The 19,571-nt window shown below is 60.0% G+C and carries 16 protein-coding genes; 11 read left to right on the plus strand and 5 right to left on the minus strand.

The features are described from left to right. Positions 1-42: 42 nt before the first annotated feature. Positions 43-2,973: an excinuclease ABC subunit UvrA gene (gene uvrA / locus ACX3M4_RS03745; RefSeq protein ID WP_459357259.1), complete on the minus strand. Its 2,931-nt coding sequence runs from the start codon at positions 2,971-2,973 to the stop codon at positions 43-45. Positions 2,974-3,549: 576 nt separating this feature from the next. Here uvrA and ACX3M4_RS03750 point away from each other — a divergent pair. Then, positions 3,550-4,098, plus strand: a complete 549-nt coding sequence (locus tag ACX3M4_RS03750; RefSeq protein WP_459357260.1) for a single-stranded DNA-binding protein — start codon at positions 3,550-3,552, stop codon at positions 4,096-4,098. A gap of 349 nt (positions 4,099-4,447) precedes the next feature. Beyond that, positions 4,448-6,433, plus strand: a complete 1,986-nt coding sequence (locus ACX3M4_RS03755) for a L,D-transpeptidase family protein (RefSeq protein WP_459357261.1) — start codon at positions 4,448-4,450, stop codon at positions 6,431-6,433. A gap of 84 nt (positions 6,434-6,517) precedes the next feature. Here ACX3M4_RS03755 and ACX3M4_RS03760 read toward each other — a convergent pair whose 3' ends face one another. Beyond that, positions 6,518-7,600, minus strand: coding sequence for a zinc ABC transporter substrate-binding protein (locus ACX3M4_RS03760; RefSeq protein WP_459357262.1), 1,083 nt, complete (start codon positions 7,598-7,600; stop codon positions 6,518-6,520). Between the two features lie 169 nt (positions 7,601-7,769). Here ACX3M4_RS03760 and ACX3M4_RS03765 point away from each other — a divergent pair, with 169 nt between their 5' ends. The 8 genes from ACX3M4_RS03765 (at position 7,770) to paaZ (ending at position 15,030) form a co-directional block, all read left to right on the plus strand. Continuing rightward, complete coding sequence (locus tag ACX3M4_RS03765) at positions 7,770-8,627, plus strand: PaaX family transcriptional regulator (protein ID WP_459357263.1); 858 nt, start codon at positions 7,770-7,772, stop codon at positions 8,625-8,627. Between the two features lie 129 nt (positions 8,628-8,756). Further along, positions 8,757-9,749 carry a 1,2-phenylacetyl-CoA epoxidase subunit PaaA gene (gene paaA / locus ACX3M4_RS03770; protein ID WP_459357264.1) on the plus strand — a complete coding sequence of 331 codons (993 nt, stop codon included), beginning with the start codon at positions 8,757-8,759 and terminating at the stop codon, positions 9,747-9,749. Positions 9,750-9,754: 5 nt separating this feature from the next. Beyond that, positions 9,755-10,237, plus strand: a complete 483-nt coding sequence (locus tag ACX3M4_RS03775) for a DUF3291 domain-containing protein (RefSeq protein WP_459357265.1) — start codon at positions 9,755-9,757, stop codon at positions 10,235-10,237. 17 nt (positions 10,238-10,254) lie between these two features. Beyond that, a complete protein-coding gene (gene paaB, locus ACX3M4_RS03780; RefSeq protein WP_006933303.1) occupies positions 10,255-10,539 on the plus strand; it encodes a 1,2-phenylacetyl-CoA epoxidase subunit PaaB in 285 nt (94 codons plus the stop codon). Further along, positions 10,539-11,324, plus strand: coding sequence for a 1,2-phenylacetyl-CoA epoxidase subunit PaaC (gene paaC / locus ACX3M4_RS03785; protein WP_459357266.1), 786 nt, complete (start codon positions 10,539-10,541; stop codon positions 11,322-11,324). The genes paaB and paaC overlap by 1 nt, the downstream gene beginning before the upstream one ends. A gap of 4 nt (positions 11,325-11,328) precedes the next feature. Continuing rightward, positions 11,329-11,841, plus strand: coding sequence for a 1,2-phenylacetyl-CoA epoxidase subunit PaaD (gene paaD, locus ACX3M4_RS03790; protein ID WP_459357267.1), 513 nt, complete (start codon positions 11,329-11,331; stop codon positions 11,839-11,841). 34 nt (positions 11,842-11,875) lie between these two features. Next, the gene (paaE, locus tag ACX3M4_RS03795; protein WP_459357268.1) at positions 11,876-12,949 is read left to right on the plus strand and encodes a 1,2-phenylacetyl-CoA epoxidase subunit PaaE; all 1,074 of its coding nucleotides are present in this window, start codon (positions 11,876-11,878) and stop codon (positions 12,947-12,949) included. Between the two features lie 32 nt (positions 12,950-12,981). Continuing rightward, positions 12,982-15,030 carry a phenylacetic acid degradation bifunctional protein PaaZ gene (gene paaZ / locus ACX3M4_RS03800; RefSeq protein WP_459357269.1) on the plus strand — a complete coding sequence of 683 codons (2,049 nt, stop codon included), beginning with the start codon at positions 12,982-12,984 and terminating at the stop codon, positions 15,028-15,030. Between the two features lie 266 nt (positions 15,031-15,296). Here paaZ and paaK read toward each other — a convergent pair whose 3' ends face one another. The 3 genes from paaK to paaG all read right to left on the minus strand — a co-directional run bounded on the left by paaK (position 15,297) and on the right by paaG (position 17,984). Further along, positions 15,297-16,607, minus strand: coding sequence for a phenylacetate--CoA ligase PaaK (gene paaK, locus ACX3M4_RS03805; RefSeq protein WP_459357270.1), 1,311 nt, complete (start codon positions 16,605-16,607; stop codon positions 15,297-15,299). 142 nt (positions 16,608-16,749) lie between these two features. Then, positions 16,750-17,175, minus strand: coding sequence for a hydroxyphenylacetyl-CoA thioesterase PaaI (gene paaI, locus ACX3M4_RS03810; protein ID WP_459357271.1), 426 nt, complete (start codon positions 17,173-17,175; stop codon positions 16,750-16,752). A gap of 14 nt (positions 17,176-17,189) precedes the next feature. After that, positions 17,190-17,984, minus strand: coding sequence for a 2-(1,2-epoxy-1,2-dihydrophenyl)acetyl-CoA isomerase PaaG (paaG, locus tag ACX3M4_RS03815; protein ID WP_459357272.1), 795 nt, complete (start codon positions 17,982-17,984; stop codon positions 17,190-17,192). Positions 17,985-18,240: 256 nt separating this feature from the next. Between paaG and ACX3M4_RS03820 the strand changes: the two genes are divergently transcribed. Then, a complete protein-coding gene (locus ACX3M4_RS03820) occupies positions 18,241-19,560 on the plus strand; it encodes an HlyD family type I secretion periplasmic adaptor subunit (RefSeq protein ID WP_459357273.1) in 1,320 nt (439 codons plus the stop codon). Positions 19,561-19,571 lie beyond the last annotated feature (11 nt).

The following is a 19,571-nucleotide window of genomic DNA, read 5'->3' on the forward strand; positions in this document are numbered from 1 at the left end:
GCACACAAGGCGGACGCTACGTAACCTCTGGGAAGTTAATTCCTATTCGGCTGCATCATGCGTGCGCTGTGGCCTGCGATGCAGCAATTCTTGCAGGAACTGGCCTGTGTAGCTCTCATTGACTTCTGCCACATCCTCCGGCCGGCCGGTTGCCACCACCTGGCCGCCGCCGTCGCCGCCTTCCGGTCCAAGGTCGATGATCCAGTCGGCGGTCTTGATGACCTCCAGATTGTGCTCGATCACCAGAACCGTGTTTCCCTGGTCGACCAGTTCGTGCAGCACGTCGAGCAGTTTTGCGACATCGTGGAAATGCAGGCCCGTGGTCGGCTCGTCGAGAATATAGAGCGTGCGGCCGGTCGAGCGCTTTGAAAGCTCCTTTGCCAGCTTGACGCGTTGTGCTTCGCCGCCGGAAAGGGTCGTTGCCTGCTGACCGACCTTGATATAGCCGAGGCCGACCCGGGCAAGCGTTTCTATCTTGTCGCGAACGGCAGGAACGGCGGAGAAGAACTCGGCAGCTTCCTCGACCGTCATGTCGAGTACGTCGGCAATCGACTTGCCCTTGAATTCTACTTCCAGGGTCTCGCGGTTGTAGCGCTTGCCCTTGCAGACGTCACAGGTGACATAGACATCGGGCAGGAAGTGCATCTCGATTTTGATGACGCCGTCGCCCTGGCAGGCTTCGCAACGCCCGCCCTTGACGTTGAAGGAGAACCGGCCCGGCTGATAACCGCGTGCTTTCGCCTCCGGCATGCCGGCGAACCACTCGCGGATCGGGGTGAAAGCGCCGGTGTAGGTCGCCGGGTTTGACCGGGGCGTCCGGCCGATCGGCGACTGATCGATATCGATCACCTTGTCGAGAACTTCAAGGCCTTCGATCCGGTCATGCGGAGCCGGGTTTTCACGGGCACCGTTGAGGCGCCGGGCGGCGGCCTTATAGAGCGTGTCGATCAGGAAGGTCGACTTGCCGCCACCGGAAACACCGGTGACGCAGGTAAAGGTGCTGAGCGGCACATCGACATCGATGTCTTTCAGGTTGTTGCCGCGGGCGCCACGAACGGCTATCTGCCGCTTCTTGTTGATCTTGCGGCGGCCATCGGTGCGCGCAATCATCTTGGCGCCGGATAGATACTGGCCGGTCAGGGAGTTCGGATTGGCCATGATTTCGGCCGGTGTGCCCTTGGCCACGACTTCACCGCCGTGGACGCCGGCTCCCGGGCCGACATCGACCACGTAGTCTGCCGTCAGCACCGCGTCCTCGTCATGTTCGACGACGATGACGGTGTTGCCGAGGTCGCGCAGGTGCTTCAGCGTTTCCAGGAGCCGCGCATTGTCGCGCTGGTGCAGGCCGATGGAGGGCTCGTCGAGAACGTAAAGCACACCGGTCAGGCCGGAACCGATCTGCGAGGCGAGCCTGATACGCTGGCTTTCGCCGCCCGACAGCGTTCCGGAGGAGCGGGACAGGGTCAAATACTCAAGACCGACATCGTTGAGGAATGTCAGACGCTCGCGGATTTCCTTGAGGATCCGTCCGGCAATCTCGCTCTGCTTGTCGTTGAGCTTTTCCAACAGGCCCTCATACCAGCGGCTGGCCTCGCGGATGGAATATTCGGTGATCTGGCCGATATGCATGCCGGCGATCTTCACTGCCAGCGCTTCCGGCTTCAGGCGAAAGCCGCTGCAGGCCGGGCAGGCATGGTCGGACTGGAAGCGCGCGAGTTCCTCGCGCACCCAGGTGGACTCGGTCTCGCGCCAGCGCCGCTCGATGTTGCCGATCACGCCTTCAAAGGTCTTTTCCGTACGGTAGCTGCGCACGCCGTCGTCATAGACGAATTCGATGGCGGTCTTGCCGGTGCCGTGCAGGATTGCCTCGTGGACCTCCGCCGGCAGATCCTTCCAGGGCGTTGCCATGGACACCTTGAAGTGGCTGCAGATCGCTTCAAGGGTCTGGGCGTAGTAAGGCGAGGTGGCGCCGGTCTTGGCCCAGGGCAGCACTGCTCCTTCGCGCAAGGAAAGCGAATGGTCGGGAACGACCAGGTCTTCCTCAAAAGCCAGTGTCGTGCCGAGGCCGTCGCATGTCGGGCAGGCACCAAACGGATTGTTGAAGGAAAAGAGCCGCGGCTCAATCTCCGGTATGGTGAAGCCCGAAACAGGGCAAGCGAACTTTTCCGAAAAAATGATCCGCTCCGGATCGCCATTAGCGTCGGTCCGGTCGGCAAATTCGGCGATGGCTATGCCATCTGCAAGTTTCAGCGCCGTTTCAAGCGAATCCGCCAGGCGGCCGGCGATATCGTCGCGCACGACAAGACGGTCCACGACCACATCAATGTCGTGTTTGAATTTCTTGTCGAGGGCAGGGGCCTCGGCAATCTCGTAGAAGGTTCCGTCTATCTTGACGCGCTGGAAGCCCTTCTTCATGAGTTCCGCCAGTTCCTTTCGGTACTCGCCCTTGCGGCCACGCACCATGGGGGCGAGCAGATAAAGGCGGGCGCCTTCTTCCAGTTCCATAACCCGGTCGACCATCTGGCTGACCGTCTGGCTCTCGATCGGCAGGCCGGTCGCCGGGGAATAGGGAATGCCGACACGTGCGAACAGAAGGCGCATATAGTCGTAGATCTCGGTGACCGTGCCGACCGTGGAGCGCGGATTGCGGGACGTGGTCTTCTGCTCGATGGAAATCGCCGGAGACAGGCCGTCGATCTGGTCGACATCCGGTTTCTGCATCATCTCCAGGAACTGGCGCGCGTAGGCGGACAAGCTTTCCACGTAGCGTCGCTGGCCTTCGGCATAGATCGTGTCGAAAGCCAGCGACGACTTGCCGGAGCCGGAAAGTCCGGTCATGACGATCAGCCGGTCTCTGGGCAGGTCCAGATCGATGCCCTTGAGATTATGCTCGCGCGCGCCGCGGATGCTGAGCATCTTCGTCGGGTCGCTTTTCCAGGCGTCGTCCGGCTGTCCGTCCTTGGATGTCGTCATTGTCGGTCTTTCTGAGCGCGCACTGGTCCGGCTGCTGCGGCCCGCGCAGGCGCATGGTTGTCGAGAGGCGGAACGTGTCCGTTTGCCCCGATATAGCAGTTTAGGCGGGCGGTTCCAGAGAGGCTTTTAAAGCATCCTCCATTTGCGCCCGCCGGATGCGATGCCTGATTGAATCGGTTTTACAGAAATGATAAGAACAAAACAAGTACATTGCTACGGGCAGCGTCAGGAATGCATGGGCCGAAACAGGCGAGGGGCTCCATTTCCCGCCAGCAAGTTTCCTGACACGGTTTTGTGCGTGATTTGGAACAAAAACGGAGCAAAATGTAACGGAGCGCAATCAGGGGTAGTTCTTACGCTTTCTGATTGAAAAGCAGGCAGCCCTGGCCGGTAGCTGGTCACGGCCTGCCTTGTGGAAAATGGGTGCTGGCAAAGGAAAAGTGCAGCACAGCTGTTGGCGGACCGCTAGGGTTCTGATTTCTAGCAGCATGGCTTGCAGCGCGGTTCAGGGTCGGCCAATGCCGGAGAAGCATGGCGATCTGAGCAGAACCGCGCGAGAACAGACAGGAGTGCAGTATGGCGGGCAGCGTCAACAAAGTAATTTTGGTCGGCAATCTGGGTGCCGATCCGGAAATCCGCCGTACGCAGGATGGCCGCGCCATCGCAAACCTGCGTATTGCGACCTCTGAGTCCTGGCGCGACCGCAACACCGGCGAACGCCGGGAAAAGACCGAATGGCACCGTGTGGTCATCTTCAATGACGGCCTGTGCAAGGTGGCGGAACAGTATCTGCGCAAGGGATCGAAGGTCTATCTTGAAGGCCAGCTGCAGACCCGCAAATGGCAGGACCAGTCCGGCCAGGATCGCTATTCCACCGAAATCGTGCTGCAAGGCTTCAACTCCAACCTGACCATGCTCGATGGTCGCGGCGAAGGCGGCGGTAGCGGTAGTCTGCCAGACTATGGCAATGACAGCCAGGGCGGCGGCAGCTTTGGGGGTGGATCCGGAGGCGGCTTCGGTGGCGGTGGCAGCTACGGCGGCGGCTCCGGCGGTTCGGGTGGCGGCGGCTACGGCGGGCCGTCCGGCGGTGGCGGCGGCCCGATGGACGACGAAATTCCGTTCTGATCGGACCGAAATTTTTTCATGGGCCGCCGATTTCTACCGGCGGCCCTTTTCGTGAAATGTCCGTCGCGGCAATTTCGTCACAGTGATTTGAATTCAAATGCTGTGAATCCTGCCGGGTCTTAACCATACCAAGAAGCCTGCTATAGTAATTTGCTGGTGGACGCGTGTTTCCACCCTGTGGATTTGGCCGGGTTGCCTTCAATTCGCCGGGAACTTGGGGTGCATGCGTAAAGGGTTGTTCCGCAAAAGGTGGAGCAGATCGCATTTCCCTGGGCAGGGTATGAAATCTCCGGCGGTCGGGGCGCAGCGACAGGCCGTTACCAGAACGAAAAATTTACGGGTTGAAACAATGCAAACGATGAAAATGGGGCACGGTGAGCGCGACAAGGCCAGCAACCGCTCCCGGCGGGTTATCGGAACGGCATTCAAGGCCGGTCTCATGGCGACTGTTCTGGCCGCCGGGTTCACGTCCGTTGCCGTCGAACCGGCGTCTGCCCAGGGTCTTTTCCAGCGGTTGTTCAACCCGGAAGCCCACCGCAAGCAGCAAGAGCGTGAACGCCAGGAAGCACTGCGCAAGAAGGTGGTGACGGCAACTGTCTCCGCACCCCGTTACCTGGCCTATTCGCCGGATGTGTGGAAGAAGGTCTCGCTGGAGGAACTCTCCGAAAAGAAGACGGCCGAAGCACAGCCGTCTCCCGAAGACGCGGTGACCGACGCTCCGGCTGCCAACGTCTCCACGACCGATACCCTACCGCCCGCACCGGTCGTTCTGACTGCCTTTGACGAAGCCCGTCCTGCGCTCAAGGACATGACACTCACGGTACTGCCGGAAGTGGGTGAGGCGCTGATAGCCTATTACCGCGAACATCCTGATTTTCTCTGGGTGGAGGATGGACAGGTGACGCTCCGGGCTGCACAGCTCCGCCGCGCTCTCGCCGATGCCGGTCTCTATGCCCTCAATCCGGAGGACTATTTCGTTGCCTTGCCGGCAACCACAGGCCTTGAGGGTGCCGACAAGGACGCTGCCCTGATGCGCTTCGAAATGGATCTCAGCGCCGCAGCGATCACCTATGTGCTCGACGCCAAACGTGGCCGCGTCGATCCGAACCGGATTTCGCAATATCACGACCTGCCGCGCCACGAGGTCGACCTCGTTGCCGCGCTGCAGACACTTCAGGCTGCCGACGACCTGTCATCTGCGCTTGCAACGATGCAACCGCAGAACGACCATTTTCGCAAGCTGACGGAAGAACTCGCCCGGCTGAAGGCCGAGGACGAGGAAGCGGACCAGATCGTCATCGCACCGGACACGTTCCTGAAGGCGGGCAAGTCCAGCCCGGAGATGAAAAATATCGTCGCTGCGATCAACAAGAACGGATCGGCAGAACTGAGGACGGCTCATGCGGAAACCCTTGCCGCTTACGACGGCGCGGAGCTCTATTCCCCGGAACTGGTCGAACTGGTCAAGGGGTTCCAGAAGGAAGCCAAGCTGACGCCGGACGGCATTGTCGGCAAGAACACGATCCTGGCGATGGTCGGCGAGACCAATGCCGCAAAGATCGCCAAGGTCGAGCTGGCAATGGAACGCAGCCGCTGGATCCCGGAAGTGCTGGGAGAGCGCAAGGTCTTCATCAACCAGGCCGCTTTCACCGCCACCTATACCGCACCGGGCGAGGTGCCGCTGTCCATGCGTGTCGTGGTCGGTACCAAGGCCAACCAGACGAACTTCTTCTACGACAAGATCGAGATCGTGGAATACAACCCTTACTGGGGCGTGCCATACTCGATCATCGTCAACGAGATGCTGCCGAAACTGGCGCGCGATCCGAGCTATCTCGACCGCGCCGGCTATGAAGTCACGACCGCCGGAGGCCGGCAGATTTCGTCGTCATCCGTCGACTGGTACGCGGTTGCCTCCAAGCAGCAGTCGGTGAATGTGCGCCAGTATCCGGGCAGCTCCAATGCGCTTGGGGAAGTGAAGATCCTGTTCCCGAACAAGCATCACATCTATATGCACGATACGCCGGCCAAGAACCTCTTTGCCAAGGACATGCGTGCATATAGCCACGGCTGCATCCGCCTGCACGACCCCAAGGCCATGGCAGCTGCCGTGCTCGGCAAGTCCAAGGACTATGTGACGTCGCGCATTGCCGGCGGGCAGAACGAGCAGGAGCAGGTGACCGGCGACATTCCGGTCTATGTCTCCTATTTCACCGCCTGGCCTGAGCTGGACGGCAGTGTTGCCTATTATTCCGACGTCTATGATCGCGACCGCTATCTGATGCAGGCCATCGACAAGACCGAGGACCTGCGCGCCAAGGCGAGGACGTCCTGATAATTCCAGGACGTTTGACGTAAAAATGAAAACCGCCGGATTTCCACCCGGCGGTTTTTTCTTTCAGGATCGTTCTGCCCCATTTCAGGATGCGCCACCAAGGCAATCGGCCATCGATTTCGACAATCCCGACAAGAGGTTTGGATAAAGATCCGGACCATTTGGCAACTCCGCGCCAAGCGGATCGAGTACGCCTTTGCGGGCGTTGCTGCCTTCCAGCACAACATCCACGAGCTTTGAATCGAACTGCGGTTCCTGAAAGACACAGGCAACGTTCAGCGCCTTGATCTTTTCCTGAATTTCCCGAATCCGGTCGGCACTGGCAAGCGCCTCGGGCGATACGGTCACAGACCCGCTGGCCTCGATGCCGTAGTGATGCTCGAAATGATGATAGGCATCGTGGAAGACGATGAAGGCCTTGTTCGAAAGCGGGGAAAGCTGGGTGCCGATTTCGCCGTCAAGCTGGGTGATCCGGTCGGCGAAAGCCCCGGCATTGTTGCGATAGGTATCCGCATTGTCCGGGTCGTTCCCGGCGAGGGTTTCGGCCATCGCCCTGGCAATCGCAATACCGTTGTCCGGGTTCAACCAGATATGCGCGTCGTGCTCTTCTCCATGATGATGGTGCTCGTGATCAGCATGCCCCTCTTCTGCATGGGTTTCCTCGTCGTGGCCGTCATCTTCATCGTGATGACCTTCCTCGTGCCCGTGTTCATCACCGTGCCCGTGTTCATCACCGTGCCCATGTTCATCACCGTGGTCGTGTCCCTCGAAATCACCGCCTTCGCGAATATCCAGCTGTTCAATGCCCGGTGCTTCCATCAACTCGACGGCCGTCGCCTGGCCTGCCATGGCCGCAATGGGTTTTTCGAGCGAAGGGGTCAACTCCGGCCCGATCCAGAACACGATGTCTGCGTCCTGCAGGAGCGCCGCCTGGGATGGCTTCAACGAAAAACCGTGTGGTGAAGACGAACCATCGATCAAGATCTGCGGTGAGCCGACACCGGCCATCACGGCAGCGGCGATGGAGTGCAGGGGTTTGATGGTGGTAACCACTTTCGGTGCCTCTGCCTGCGCGCCAGCGGTGAGGGCCAGAACCAGACCGCTTGCGGCAAGGAGTGTGCTGACTTTAATAGCGGGCAGGGTGGGGTACTGTCGGGGAAAGTGCATCGAGGGAAGTCCAGCTATGTAATTTAGTAACATGTAATTTTATAACGTTATCGCAATTGCGGTGCAAGTCCGTTTCGAACGATTGTTGAGAACCGATAGTGCGAAGACCTTGGTTTGCAGCCGAGGCACAGGTAAGCTTCGATAAAAATGCCGACGGATCAAAAGCTTCATGCCGACCAGCACAGATATCCTGACAGAACGGTTCCTAAAGCCCAGCCCGCCCAAGGCTGCCCAACTGATCGTGACCATCTATGGTGACATCGTGGAGCCGCGCGGAGGTGTGCTCTGGATGGGGGACCTCATCAGCCTGTGCGCGGGCTTCGGCGTCAACGAGTCGCTGGTCCGAACGGCCGTGTCCCGTCTCGTGTCCAAGGGGCAACTGGTGGGTGAGCGCGAGGGGCGGCGGAGTTTTTATGCGCTGACGGCGGAAGCGCGAGAAGAATACCACCTTGCGGCAGACCTGTTTTTCGGCCCGGCTGATGGCGAATGCGGCTGGTTGTTGAGCCATAGTGCCGACCCGGTTGAACAGGCCATGTTGTTGCGTCACGGTTTTGCCTGTCTGGAGGGGGATACCTTTGTCGGTGCGGACAGGCCTGGAATGCCAAAACTGGGAATAGCGTTTCGCGCGGAGGCGATCCATCCCGGTGACACGGCGTTGGCGGATCTCGTGCGCGACCGGTTCGCGCTTGACGGCCTGTCTTCGGACTATGCGGACTTCGTCTTTCGCTTCGAGCCGATGCAGGATTACCTTGCGGGTCTGACGCCGCAGGCTGCCTTGTTGTTCCGCCTTGCGCTTGTTCATGCCTATCGGGGTATCCGATTGCGCGACCCGCGCCTGCCTCGATCGGTGCTGCCGGAAACCTGGCCCGGCATTGCGGCGCGCGCACTTTTTGCCGAGCTTTATGCCGGGCTCTCGCCGGCGGCGGATCGGTATATCGGCGAGCACCTGCTCAATCAGGACGGGCCCCTGGCTGCCAATCCGGAACCGGTCCGAGAAAGAATGCAGTCTTTGGCAGCAAGTGCTTGAAAAGATGGCTGTTTTTATTCCCCTCTTTGATGTAAATTAAAACATCACACAAAAAATCAAAAACGTACTTTTTCTGTGACGTATTGTGCGGTATCCTTTCGGAAAGTCCACATGACGAAAGGAGGCGTCATGTACGCTCAGATGGTGAAGACCGACGCGACGAAGCTGCGCGACATTTCCGAAATGTCGCCGGAAGAGCGCGCCTTTCAGGAACGCATCGACCGCGGCGAGAAGATCGAGCCGACGGACTGGATGCCGGAAGGCTACCGCAAGACGCTCATTCGTCAGATCGGACAGCATGCTCATTCCGAAATCGTCGGCCAGTTGCCGGAAGGCAACTGGATCACCCGTGCGCCAACTCTTGAGCGCAAGGCGATCCTGCTTGCGAAAGTGCAGGACGAAGCCGGACACGGTCTTTATCTCTACTGTGCCGCGGAAACGCTCGGTGTGAGCCGGGACGAACTGATCGAGCTGCTCCATGCGGGCAAGATGAAATACTCTTCGATCTTCAACTATCCGACCCTGACATGGGCCGATATCGGTGCCGTTGGCTGGCTGGTGGACGGCGCGGCGATCATGAACCAGGTGCCGCTGCAGCGCACGTCGTTCGGACCTTACTCCCGCGCCATGATCCGCATCTGCAAGGAAGAAAGTTTCCACCAGCGCCAGGGCTACGACATCATGATGAAGATGGCCAAGGGCTCAGAGGCGCAGCGCCGCATGGCGCAGGATGCGCTCAACCGCTTCTGGTATCCGTCCCTGATGATGTTCGGTCCGTCCGACAAGGACTCGATCCATTCCGCCCAGTCCATGGCCTGGAAAATCAAGATCAACACCAATGACGAGCTGCGCCAGAAATTCGTCGATCAAACGGTGCCGCAGGCCGAGTATCTGGGCTTGAGCGTTCCGGACGAAAACCTCAAGTGGAACGAGGAGAATGGCGGATACGACTTCTCCGAGCCAGACTGGAGCGAGTTCTTCGAGGTTCTGAAGGGCAATGGCCCGTGCAATCGCGAGCGCATGGAAGCCCGCGTCAAGGCCTGGGAGGACGGTGCCTGGGTGCGCGATGCCCTGATGGCCCATGCGGACAAACGCGCCGCCGCGCGCACAGCGGCGGAGTAAGCCTGATGAGCGAAATGCACCTCGCGGAGCTGAACATTGCCCGCCTCCGCTACGACATCAACGATCCGCGTGTCGCCGATTTCGTCAACAATCTCAACCGGGTGAATGCGGCTGCCGAACGCAGCCCCGGTTTCGTCTGGCGCCTTGTCGCAGACGCGGACACCTCGGTTGCCATGGCACCGGAAGCGGATCCGATGGTGATCCCGAACCTGTCTGTCTGGACTGATGTTACGTCGCTCGAAAACTTCGTTTTCAAGACCGTGCACAAACGCATCTACGACCGCCGTGCCGAATGGTTCGATCTTATGGACAAGATGCATTTCGTCATGTGGCGGGTTGAAGCCGGACATCAGCCGACGCTGGAAGAAGCGTTTGAACGGCTCGATCACCTCAATGCCAACGGCTCCAGCGACCACGCATTCGGCTGGGACCATCTGCGCGAGGCCAATCTGTGGCGCTCGGTCGGATGCTCCGGCTCTGCCGCCTGATTTTCGGAGGAAAAAGCATGAAAAAGGAATGGCCGCTTTGGGAGGTCTTCATCCGGGGGCAGCACGGTCTGAACCACCGGCATGTCGGCTCGCTGCACGCGCCGGACGCCGAGATGGCGATCAAGAATGCCCGCGATGTCTATACCCGTCGCAAGGAAGGCGTGTCGATCTGGGTGGTTCCGTCGGCACAGATCACGGCGTCCGATCCCGGTGCCAAGGACGCCTTGTTCGAACCGTCCATGGACAAGATCTACCGCCATCCGAGTTTCTACGACATTCCAGATGAAGTCGGTAAGATGTGATGGTGACCGAGGCTAAAACAGGCGATTTGATCGCAAACGATATTCTGTTCGAGTGGCTGCTGCGGCGCGGCGACACGGCACTGGTTCTTGGCCATCGTGTATCGGAGTGGTGCGGACATTCTCCGGTTCTGGAGGAAGATATCGCACTCGCGAATATCGCACTCGATCTTATCGGGCAGGCGCGTCTGTGGTTGAGCCTTGCCGGTGAGGTTGAAGGCAAGGGACGCGGTGAAAACGAGCTCGCCTATCTGCGCGATGCCTGGGACTTCCGCAATATTCTCCTGGCCGAGCAACCGAACGGAGATTTCGGCAAGACGCTGATGCGCCAGTTCCTGATCGACGCCTATCAGGTGCCGCTTCTGGAAGCGCTCAAGGCCTCGAAAGACGGCCGTATCGCCGCCATTGCCGCCAAGGCCGCCAAGGAAGTCGCCTATCACCTGGACCGTTCGGCAGATCTTGTGATCCGACTGGGCGACGGCACTCCGGAAAGCAATCGGCGCATGCAGGAGGCACTGGATAGTCTCTGGTCCTATACCGGTGAAATGTTTGCGGGCGATGCCATCGACAAGGCCGTCGCGGAAGCCGGTCTGGCACCCGATCCGTCGGAGCTGAAGCCGCTCTGGCAGGAAACGGTCGATGCCGTCCTGGCCGAAGCGACGCTGACGAAACCGGACGGCGACTTCGCTCATCTGGGCGGTATCAGCGGCAAGCATTCCGAACATCTCGGCCATCTGCTGGCTGAAATGCAGTTCCTGCAGCGCGCCTATCCCGGCGCGACCTGGTAACCCGATGCAGGTTTCAACGGACACGGTCTGGCAATGGCTGTCGGAGATCCCGGATCCGGAAATTCCGGTCCTGTCCCTGACGGATCTCGGCGTCATCCGGGATGTCGGCTGGGAGGCGGAAACGCTTGTCGTAACCGTCACCCCGACCTATTCCGGCTGTCCGGCAACGGCAGTGATCAACCTCGACATCGAAACCAAGCTCCGGTCTTGCGGCATCAAGGATCTGCGTCTGGATCAAAGGCTCAGTCCGCCCTGGACGACGGATTGGCTGACAGTCGAGGGCCGGACGAAACTGCGCGAATACGGCATTGCGCCGCCCGTCGATGGAACCCGTTCCAGCACGGCGCAGTCCGGCCGGCTGTCACGATTGACGGGGGGAGGCACTTTCACAGTGTCCTGTCCGCGTTGTGGGTCCGAAAATACCGAAAAGATTAGCCAATTTGGCTCCACACCTTGCAAAGCGGCCTATCGCTGCAAGGCGTGTCTGGAGCCGTTCGACTATTTCAAATGCCACTGAAAGGCATTTTCGAAAAACATCCGGGAGGAAGAGCATGTCGCGGTTTCACGCCCTGACAGTGACCGAGGTAACGCATGACACGCGCGATGCGGTCGTCGTGACGCTGCGGCCACAGCCAGAAGAGGTGGACCTTTTCAGGTTCTCACAGGGCCAGTACCTTACCTTCAGACGCGATTTCGAGGGCCATGAAGTCCGGCGCTGCTATTCCATTTGCGCCGGCACCGAGGACGGCGCCCTGAAGGTCGGCATCAAGCGGGTCGATGGCGGCGCGTTTTCCTGCTGGGTCAACGAAAACCTTCGCCCTGGCGATACGGTGGAAGCAATGCCGCCGCTCGGCAGCTTCAACGCGCCGATCGAACCGGATCAGGCCCGGTTCTATGTCGGTTTTGCAGGCGGTTCCGGTATCACTCCGATCCTGTCGATCCTGAAAACCGTCCTGGCGCGTGAACCGCGGTCCCAGTTCACGCTGGTCTATGCCAACCGGCAGGTGTCATCGATCATGTTCCGAGAGGAACTGGAGGATCTGAAGAACCGCTATCTCGGCCGTCTGCATGTGATCCATATCCTGAAGAGCGACGCCCAGGACACCGAGCTCTTTTCCGGCCGCATCGACGAGGAAAAGCTTGCCGATCTTTTCGATACGCTGATCGATCCGCTGGATGTCGACCTTGCCTTCCTCTGCGGTCCGCACGGCATGATGGAGACCGTCCGCGCCAGCCTCGAATCCCGTGGTGTTTCTGCCGACAAGATCAAGCAGGAGCTCTTCAAGTCGGACCAGCCCGGCCGTCTGCCGCCGAAGCTGCGCCCGGAGGTGATCGACGGCTCCGCCAAGGAAGCCGATCTGAAGCTGACCATCGACGGCACGACCCGGGAGATCCACATGGAACCGGGCGAAACCATCCTGGAAGCCGCGCACCGGCACAATATCGACGCTCCTTATTCCTGCTGCGCCGGGGTCTGTTCCACCTGCCGCGGCAAGGTGTTGGAAGGCGAGGTCGAAATGGCTGCCAACCACGCGCTCGAAGATGACGAGATCCGCGACGGCTATGTGCTGACCTGCCAGTCGCGGCCGCTGACAAAACGCCTCGTCGTCACCTACGACGCCTGAGCTTCAAACAGATTTCAGAACTGGATTTCAAAATGACCGTTCATCCGCACAAAGTCCGTGTCCTGGAAAGTTATCTGGCGGGGAGCTGGCGGCCCGGCAAAGCCGAAGGCAAAGCCCTGCTGGATGCAGCCACCGGAGCACCTGTGGCAACCATCGATGCCTCCGGTCTGGACCTTGCCGAAGCGCTGGCATACGGGCGTGAAAAGGGCGGCAGCGCCTTGCGCAAGATGACCTATCATGAACGCGCCCTAATGCTGAAAACGCTGGCGCAGGCGCTGATGGATCAGAAGGAAATCTTCTACAAGGAAAGCTTCGCCACCGGTGCTACCCGTAAGGACAGCTGGATCGATATCGAAGGCGGTATCGGCACCATGTTCGCCTATTCGTCGAAGGCCCGGCGGGAAATGCCGAACACGCGGGTCTTCGTAGAGGGGCCGGTCGAACAGCTCTCCCGCGACAACAGCTTTTCCGGCCAGCACGTGCTGACGCCTCTACGCGGAATAGCCGTTCATATTAACGCCTTCAACTTCCCGTGCTGGGGCATGCTGGAAAAGATCGCGCCCGCCCTTATCGCGGGCGTGCCCTGCCTCGTGAAGCCCGCCAGCCAGACCGCCTATCTGACCGAACTGATGGTCCGGCATATCCTTGCGACCGGCATTCTGCCGGAAGGCGCGCTGCAGCTGCTGTGCGGCTCCGCCGGCGATCTGATCGACCATGTGACCGGACAGGACGTTGTGACCTTCACCGGTTCTGCCGCAACTGGACAGATGCTGCGGGCGAACCCGGCGATCGTCCGGAATTCGGTACGTTTTTCCATGGAAGCGGACAGTCTCAATGCGGCCGTGCTTGGGAGCGATGTGACCCCGGAAGATCCGGAATTCGATCTGTTCGTAAAGGAAGTCGCCCGGGAAATGACGGTGAAGGCCGGTCAGAAATGCACCGCCATCCGCCGTGTGATCGTGCCGCGCAAGCTGGTCTCCGCTGTGGCGGACGCTCTGGGACAGCGGCTTGCGAAAACGGTAATTGGCGATCCGCGTGAAGAGAGCGTTACCATGGGGCCGCTTGCCTCCGCCGGCCAGCGCGAGGAAGTGCTGACCCGCGTCGCGGACCTGAAGGCAGAAGCAGAATTGCTGCCCGGTGCATCAGGTTCCTGCGATGCGGCGGGTGCTTTCGCTGCCCCGGTCCTGCTTCACTGCGACAAGCCGCTGACCGCGGAAGCCATCCATTCGGTGGAGGCATTCGGGCCGGTGGTCACGCTTATGCCTTATGACGAACTGGAAGAGGCGGTGGAGCTGACCCACAAGGGCAAGGGCTCGCTGGTTGCTTCCCTCTTCACCAACAATCCGGCCGTTGCAGAGGAAACGGTTCTCGGTATGGCGCCTTTCCATGGCCGCGTGATGATCGGCAACCGTGCCAGCGCGAAATCATCGACGGGTCACGGCTCACCGCTGCCGATGCTGGTTCACGGCGGGCCGGGCCGGGCAGGCGGGGGCGAAGAACTCGGCGGCCTACGGTCCGTGAAGCACTACATGCAACGCACCGCAATTCAAGGGACACCGGCATTTCTTGGGGCCGTGACCGGCCGCTGGATCGCGGGTGCGCCGGGGCAGGAAGACAGCCGTCATCCGTTCCGCAAGTCCCTCGCGGAGCTGAAGATCGGCGACCAGCTGAAGACGAATGCGCGGACCGTTTCGCTGGAGGACATCGAACATTTCGCGACCTTCACCGGCGATACGTTCTACGCCCATATGGATGAAGCCGCCGCACAGCGGAACCCGTTCTTCGAAGGCCGGGTTGCGCACGGATATCTGATCGTCTCCTTCGCTGCGGGTCTCTTCGTCGATCCGGACGAAGGCCCGGTGCTCGCCAACTATGGCGTCGACAATCTGCGTTTCATGACACCGGTGAATGCAGGCGATGCGCTGAAGGTTCAACTCACCGCCAAGGAAATCTCGCCCCGCATTTCCGCCGACTACGGTGAGGTTCGCTGGGATTGCCTGGTGACCAACCAGAAGGACGAAGCCGTCGCGCAGTATGACGTGCTGACGCTGGTTGCCAAGGAGTGGCCGGCGAGCGTTTGAGGGAAGCAACCTGCGAAAAGGCCACCCCTTTGGGTGGCCTTTTTTGTTGGGCGAAGTTTCAAGCAACAACCTCTCCTCCATCATCCCGGCTAAGCGAAGCGCGCGCCAGGACCGGGGAACCGGAAACATATCCGGGCCTGCACCCTGGAAGAGCTGATTTGGGCGCTCCGGTCCCGGATCTTTGCCGCGCTGCGTCCGGGATGACGATGGATGGGACGGTTGTTTTCGGTGAGGGCTTCGGCCCTACAGGCGCCCAATCGTAACCATCACTCTTTCGTCCGGTTGTCGACCACGCGCTTCGCCTTTCCGGCGGAGCGTTCCACCTGGCCGGGTTCGGTGACATCGATCTTTGCCGATACCCCGACAACGCTCTTGATATGGTGGGAGAGTTCCCTGGCCGATGCCTGACGCGCGTCGCCGGAGGCTGCATTGGGCAAGGCCTCCACATGCACGGTCATCACGTCGAGCCGGTCGGATCTCGTCAGTTCGATCTGGAAATGCGGCGACAGGCCTTCGCATTTCAGGATCTGTTCCTCGATCTGGGTCGGGAAGACGTTGACGCCTCTGAGAATGATCATGTCGTCGGAGCGGCCGGTGATTTTTTCCATGCGCCGCATGGAGCGGGCGGTGCCAGGCAGAAGCCGCGTCAGGTCGCGGGTGCGATAGCGCACCATCGGCAGGCCTTCCTTGGTCAGCGTGGTGAAGACCAGTTCGCCGATCTCGCCATCCGGCAGGACTTCCTCCGTCACCGGATCGATGATTTCCGGGAAGAAATGATCTTCCCAGATATGCAGACCGTCCTTGGTCTCCACGCACTCGTTGGCGACGCCGGGCCCGAGCACTTCCGACAGGCCGTAAATATCGACGGCATGCATGTCGAAGGCTTCCTCGATTTCCAATCGCATGGCGTTTGTCCACGGCTCCGCACCAAAAATGCCGGTGGCGAGAGAGCTTTCACGCGGGTCGATGCCCTGACGGCGGAATTCGTCGAGGATGGACAGGAGATAGGACGGCGTCACCATGATGATACGGGGCTTGAAGTCCTGGATCAGCGTCACCTGGCGCTCCGTCATGCCACCGGAAACCGGCACCACCGTGCAGCCCATTTTCTCCGCGCCGTAATGGGCGCCAAGGCCGCCAGTGAAGAGCCCGTAGCCATAGGCAATGTGAATGATATCGCCAGGCCGTCCACCGGACGCCCGGATCGAACGCGCCACCAGATGGGCCCACATGTCGATGTCGTTGGCGGTGTAGCCAACCACAGTCGGTTTGCCAGTCGTGCCCGAGGAGGCATGAACGCGCACGATCTTGTCGCGTGGGACCGCAAAGAGGCCGAAAGGATAATTGTCTCTGAGGTCCGCCTTTGTGGTGAACGGAAACTTCGCGAGATCGGCTAGGCTCTTCAGGTCGGACGGATGCACCCCCTTATCATCGAAGCGCTGCTTGAAAAGTGGAACGTTTTCATAAGCATGGGCGAGGGACCATTTCAGTCTCTCCAGCTGCAGCGCCGATATTTCGTCCCGGCTCGCTGTTTCAATAGGTTCGAGATCTCCGGGGAGCGGAGCCAGATTTTCCATGTTTCCTCCCTAGATCAGCGAACGCTCGGCCGGAACCAGTTGAGCGTCCAGAAGCTGATCGATCTTAAAGTGTTAGAGCATCTTTTGTGCGTTCTCCTGAACGTGCGATGCTCCGGACACCCCATTCAGGGTACCCACCGTCCTATTCCGGCAGTATCGTGCCCTTCGTCGTCCGGGAATTGCCGCGAAATTCGGCAATCACGATACCGTTCTGGTTGCTGACCGTCACATCGTAGAGACCGGACCGTCCCTGACGCGATTTCTCCCGGGCCAGCGCTGTCAACCTGTCGCCCAGATGGGCAGGTGCCAGAAAGGTGATGTCGCAGTGCTGGGCGACAGTTACCTGATTGTAGGTGTTGCAGGCGAAGGCGAAAGCACTATCGGCCAGCGTGAAGATATAGCCGCCGTGGCAGATGCCGTGACCGTTTGTCATGGCCTTGGTGACGGTCATCGCCATGGTCGAATGACCAGCGCGGACGGCTTCCAGTTTCATGTCGAGATGTTGCGTCGCCGTGTCCTGCGACCACATGCGATCGGCGCAGGCGCGTGCCAGTTCATCCGGTGTCATGAATGTCTCCTCGTTCAAGCGCCGGTAAACCGGGCAGGACGCTTTTCCAGGAACGCCGTGACGCCCTCGCGGTAATCATCGCTGCGCCCGGCGCGCCTTTGTGCATCACGCTCGGCATCAAGCTGACGGTCGAGCGGCTGGTCGGCCGCCTGTTGAATGAGCTCTTTCGTCAGTGCCAGGCCGGTCGTGGCACCCGCGGCCAGTTGGGTGGCGAGTTTTGCTGAAACTGCCATGAGATCGGTATCCGGCACGGCCTTCCAGATGAGGCCCCAGGCGGCGGCCGTCTCAGCGCCGAGCGGTTCGCCGGTCATGGTCAGTGCCTTGGCCCGCGCTTCACCGATCAGGCGCGGCAACAGCCAGGTGCCGCCTGAATCCGGTACAAGGCCGATTTTCGAGAACGCCTGTATAAAGCGCGCTGACTGAGCCGCAAGGACGATGTCGCAGGCGAGCGCGATATTGGCCCCGGCACCGGCAGCCACGCCATTGACGGCGCAGAGGACGGGCTTCTGCAGCGCACGGATCTGGCGGACAAGCGGGTTGTAGAGGGTTTCCAGCGTTACACCGAGATCGGGAGCCGCACCACCGGAGCGCATGTCCCGGTCGGACAGATCCTGTCCGGCGCAGAATGCCCGCCCGGCGCCGGTGAGCAATACGGCGCGGATCTCGGCACTGGTTTCGGCCTCTTTCAAGGCAGCTCGCAGCGCAAGGTGCATTGTTTCGTTGAACGCGTTCAGCCTGTCCGGCCGGTTCAAGGTGACCAGAAGATAGCCGTCCCGCTTTTCCGCAAGCACCGTTGGTGCATCCGTCATGCGCCCCTCCCAAAGCATCACATACTTATTCGGTTTTCCCGAAAAACTGTGACATTAATGCACGGGATTTCCTCCCGGTCAAAGGCAGATTTGGCCAAAACGGTTCGCTTTCCAATGCCAGTCCTCTGGAAGGGCCGTGACCGCGCAGACTTGCAGGCCCTATGCGAAATGCGTATCGAAATCAGCGAAATTGATTCAGCGGATATTTACTTTAATCGCCAATAGTTAGCCCAGTTTCTTCGTTCGTCAGGGCGTCATGTTCCTCCGTAAATCCGCCAATGACAGTTTTTCCCTGGATATTCCTCTCGAGCTGGAGGAAGGTCCGCCGCCCGTTGCATACCGTCGCGTCTTACAGGTGCTTTCGGTGACGGCGGCTGCTTTTCTGGCCTGGGCCGCCATTGGCCAGGTGCGCGAAGTCGCTAACGCCACCGGCGAAATCGTTCCGGCTGGAAAAGTGCAGACCGTTGGCCATCTGGAAGGCGGTATTGTGGCCGAAGTGATGGTCCTGGAAGGACAGCTCGTCGAAAAGGGCGCTCCGCTGGTGCGACTTCAGGAAACGGCAACTTCCAGCGACCTGGAGAAGGTCCAGACCCGTCTCAAATATCTGGAGACCGAAGAACAGCGCCTGGCTGCCTCCGGCACAGGAACGGGCCCAAACGGACTTCGTCTCGGCAGTGGCAGCGGGTTCTCGGAAGCGCAGCAGGCAGCATTCGATGCTCAGAACACGGCGCTTGAAAAGGAACAGCAGGCGCTCAAGGCGAGGGTCAGCGAAAAGCAGGCGGAACTGAAGAGTATCGTCGAGCGCATCGCTTTTCAGCAGACCCGGGTCGAGATCGAGCAGGAACAGTTCAAGATCCAGGAATCGCTCTTCGACCAGGGTTACACGTCGAAGCGCCGTTTCCTGGAAGCCAAATCCGCGTTGCAGAATGCACAGAGCGAGTTGAGCGAACTGGAAGGCATGCGTGGACGCGTTCAGGCGCAATTGACGGAAGCCGAAGCCAGTCTGGAGCGGTCTATCGCAGTTGCAGCTGAAGAACAGGCCATTGAGCGAAGCAAGGTCGTTCAGGAGCGCAGTGAACTTGCTTTTGAGGCGGAAAAACAGCGCGACCGCTTCGACCGCCTGTTCGTCCGTTCGCCTGTCAGCGGCCACATCAAGGCGCTTTACCTCAAAGGCCCCGGCAGCGTGCTTCCTCCGGGAGAGGTTGTCGCAGAAGTCGTGCCGAGTTCCAATGACCTTGTGGCGGAAGTTCGCATTTCCCCACGCGACATCGGCCATGTCGAGGTTGGCGATGAAGCCGAAATTACTGTCACCACCTTCGACCCAAATATCGAGGGAACGCTGAAGGGCGAGGTCTCCGTGATTTCCGCGTCGAGCTTCCGCGACGAAGAAGGCAACTACTATTTCAGGGCGATAATCCCGCTAGCCTCCAACACGATTGGTGAAGGCGCTCGCGCCGGTACTGTCTCTCCGGGCATGGTGGTCAACGCGAAGATCCTGACCGGATCCAAATCGATCCTGCAATATATGCTCAAACCCGTCACCCGGGCCATTGGTGATCCGCTCAGCGAGCGCTGACCAAAGCAATT

The sequence above is a fragment of the Roseibium sp. M-1 genome (assembly GCF_054515675.1).